This window comes from Microbacterium sp. (assembly GCF_039812165.1).
GTDB lineage: Bacteria > Actinomycetota > Actinomycetes > Actinomycetales > Microbacteriaceae > Microbacterium.
Map to the genome: position 1 here is coordinate 1 of NZ_JBDIAB010000256.1, position 3,585 is coordinate 3,585.

The window sequence follows — 3,585 nt, forward strand, 5'->3', positions numbered from 1 at the left end:
GCCGTCCCCGCGTCCCTGCGGGAGCCCGTGGAACGGTGGACGGGCGCCGACCTGTCGCACGTGCGACTGGACACGCGCACCGACCCGCGCAGAATCGCAGGAGCCGACGGACGCATCGCCGCGGCATCCGGCGACACCGTGTACACGGGCCTCGCCGGCCGGCTCGGCGGCACGCGCTTCGGCCGTCAGGTGCTCGTGCACGAACTGGTCCACACGGCGCAGTTCGGCGAGCACGGCGTGGCGGCGCCCCACGTGTCGCGCGCGGCGCCGCTCGCGCTGGGCTTCTGCGGCGGGTCGGCGAAGGCGAAGGACGCGTTCGCCGTCCTCCGATCAGGGCGCCCGCTCTCGGCGGGCGAGGCATCCGCGGTCCTCGACGCATACGAGGGCCTCGGACCCGCCGACCGCGATCGCATCGTCACGGAGTTCCACCAGGTGGGGGACTCGGGCAGCGGCATCCGTCGTCTGCTCGACGGCGTCGACCCGGCTCAGCTCGAACGGCGACGGGCGCTCGTCTCGGACATGCAGGAGCGCGTGCAGCGACTCGCTGTCGAGGCGACGGCGGGCAAGACCCTCGCGCAGCTCGGGGCGATCGAGGGCGCCGAGATGAAGAAGCAGGCCGAGACGCAGGCGCTCGCCGACGCCCAGGCGGAAGCGCTCAAGAAGGGCGTGGCGCCGCCCAAGGCGGTCGGTGCCGGCGACGTCGCGAAGGCCCACGAGAAGGAGACCAAGAAGTCGAGCCCGGTCACGGCGGCCGCCAAGAACGCGTGGAACGATCTCGGAAAGGGCAGCGCCGCCCAGCAGGCGTGGAACGCACGCGCCGCCGCAGTCATCGCGAAGGTCGTGGCCGGCTGCGCCAAGGTCGCGCCGCAGCTCAAGATCACGGCCGCCAACCTGAAGTGGGCGCCGGAGGAGGTCGCGCAGGCGGGGTCGAACGTCTACGCGTTCGCGGGCGACCCGATCAGCTTCGGCATGATGTTCGTCGAGACGGCGGAGTCCAACCCCGACTACGTGGTCCGCACGGTCGTGCACGAGATCGCCGGGCATCCGGGCTTCGGCGACCGGTTCAAGAGCTCCGAGGCGATCATCTACGCCGAAGCGCACAAGGCCGAGCCCTCGCTCGGATCGCCGTGGGACACCGAGGAGGAGGTGAACTCCTTCGGCTACATCGGCACCGAGATCTACGCAGCCCTGCGCGAGGTGCCGTTCGATCGGCCGCTGTCCGCCTCCGATCAGCAGAAGGGGCTCATCAGCGCGATCGACCCGGAGTCCAACATCGACAACAAGATCGGTCTCGTCAAGCTCAAGTTCACCCCCGCGACGGGCACGGCGATCGTGCAGGGCCTCTTCGAGCGGTTCCGGGTCGACCCGCGTGTGTCCGCAGCCGCGCTGTCGCTGTTCGTCAAGATCGTCGAGAAGCATTTCGGGAAGGTGCTGAAGAAGTGAGCGAACCCATCGACCTCGACCGCTGGACACCCCCCGGCCGCGACACGGCGGGCTACGCCGTCGAACTGCTGCGCTCGACGCACCTCGCCGAGGTGCAGTCCGCCGAGGACTGGCTGGCGGGGCATCCGGAAGCCGCGGTGCCCGCCCTCGTCGCGGCCCTCGCATCGCCCTCGGCTCAGCCGGCGGCGGTGCTGCTGGGTGCGATCGGCGGCGACGACGCGATCCCGGCGCTCGTCGAGGCGCACGGCCGCGGGGGCGAGGGACTCCGCGCCGCCGTCGTGCGCGGACTCGAGGCGAACGGCTCGGAGCGCGCGGTCGAGGCGCTGCGGCGCCTCGGCGCGCGCTGATCCGCGTCACGCCATCGCGACGCGCAGCGTGTCGCTCGTGAGCGCGATCTCGATCACGAGGTACTCCACCGGCTCGACGGGCGCGACCCCCACGAGGCACACGAGCCGGCCGTTGTCGAGGTCGTGGGCGGTCATGGTCGTGCGGTCGCACCGCACGAAGAAGGCCTCTTTCGTCGTCGCCCCCGCGAACGCGCCCGCCTGGTAGAAGCGCGACAGCAGATCGTGCACGAGCCGCTCCACCTCGGCCCAGAGCTCGGGATCGCTCGGCTCGAAGACCGCCCAGGTCATCTCGCGCTCGAGGGTGAGGCGCAGCACGGTCATCAGCCGCGCGACGCTCAGCTGGCGGAGCTCGGCCTGCCGGGACAGCGTGCGGGCGCCGGTCAGGCGGATGCCGTCGCGTTCGGCGAGGAACACGTCGATGCCGGCGAGATGCAGGGCGTCGTGCACGGCGGGCGCCACGTCGTCGGCGACGCGCACCGCGCCCGCGGCGAGTTCGTTCGCGGGACCGTGCTGCACGCCGAACCGCACCTCGCGCGCCGCGAGGATCGCGGCGGCGAACGCCGACGGGTTGACCCGGACCAGCGCGTCCCGCCGGTCGTCCGGGGCTGCGACGTCCAGCCACGGATGGTAGGCGGCGGCGAATGCGCTGTCGAACTCGTTGCGCCACGCCAGCATGCGCGGTCGCGACAGGCCGGGCGGCACGTCGAGCAGCACCGTCACGTCGCGGCGCGCGTCGGCCCAGTCCACGAGGCGTCGCTGTGCGGCGACGATCGCCGCGTAGTCGCCCGACTCCAGCGGATCGCGGCGTAGACCCTCGAGCTGCGGTGCGACCGGCGGGCGGGGCACCGCGGCGGGCTCGTCGAGGGCAACCTGGAACTCCGGGCCGCACAGCGTCGGCACGTCGTCCACCTCGTCCGCGGGCGGCAGCGGCGACGGGTCGTAGAGGTCGGGCGCCAGCACGATGCCCACCTCGGCGTCGTCCGCGAGCGCGTCGATCCCGTCACCGGGCAGCTCGTCGCCGAGCACCCAGCGCGGGTCGAAGAAGTCTCCGACGACGATGTCCGCCCAGCGGTCGGCGCCCCCGGTCATGTGATCCACGCGCTCGGTGCCGGGGAACATGAGGTCGCGGTCGGGATCCTCGGGGTCGACCGGGGCGGCGAGCGCGATCGGTGTGAGCGCGAGGCCGGCCGTGCGCACGGTGCTGGCGGCCCACGAGGCATCCGGCCACACCAGCGCCGACTCGGTCGCGACCGCTCTCGCGAGCCACCGCGGATGATCGGCGCGGAGCCCGAGGCCGGTGAGCTCCTCGCGGCGCGGGATGGCACGGTCGACGTCGACGACCTCGAGCCGCGCGGTGACGACCTCGGCGGCGACGGCGACGGCCGGCACGGGGGTCGCGAGTTCGAGCGCGCGGTCGACGACGGTGCCGAGCGGATGCCGCAGCTCGCGCGAGTCGTCGACGTACACGAACTGCGACCCGCCGCCGAGGCCGAGGCGCAGGAGCGACCCGACGGGCACCCACTCGCCGCGATCCACCACGAGCCGAGCGGACGTGGACCCGGGAAGGAGGGCGACCGGACGCGTGTCGAAGCGCAGCACGGCGCGGAGCCCGTCGCCCCATCGGCCCTCGTCGCGGGCGTACAGGCGGACGGCGGCTCCGGCATCCGTCCGCAGCCCGATCATCACGCCCGTCGCACGCCCTCCGCCGTCGGCATCGCCGCCGTAGCCGTGCACGATGCGGACGATGCGCGCCCGCCGGCCCCCGCCAGCGAAGAACGCCGAAACGGCGTACGGC

Annotated in this window: 3 protein-coding genes; 2 read left to right on the forward strand and 1 reads right to left on the reverse strand. The window is 73.2% G+C overall.

Annotated elements, in window-relative coordinates:
• Both WML84_RS13835 and WML84_RS13840 read left to right on the forward strand, forming a co-directional pair.
• The coding region (locus tag WML84_RS13835) for a DUF4157 domain-containing protein (protein WP_347346719.1) at positions 1–1,443 on the forward strand (1,443 nt) is incomplete at its 5' end.
• The gene (locus tag WML84_RS13840; RefSeq protein WP_347346720.1) at positions 1,440–1,790 is read left to right on the forward strand and encodes a hypothetical protein; all 351 of its coding nucleotides are present in this window, start codon (positions 1,440–1,442) and stop codon (positions 1,788–1,790) included. The genes WML84_RS13835 and WML84_RS13840, both read left to right, overlap by 4 nt.
• 6 nt (positions 1,791–1,796) lie before the next feature.
• On the opposite strand, the gene WML84_RS13845 is transcribed toward WML84_RS13840, so the two are convergent.
• A partial coding sequence (locus tag WML84_RS13845; protein WP_347346721.1) for a phage tail sheath C-terminal domain-containing protein occupies positions 1,797–3,585 on the reverse strand: 1,789 nt, incomplete at its 5' end.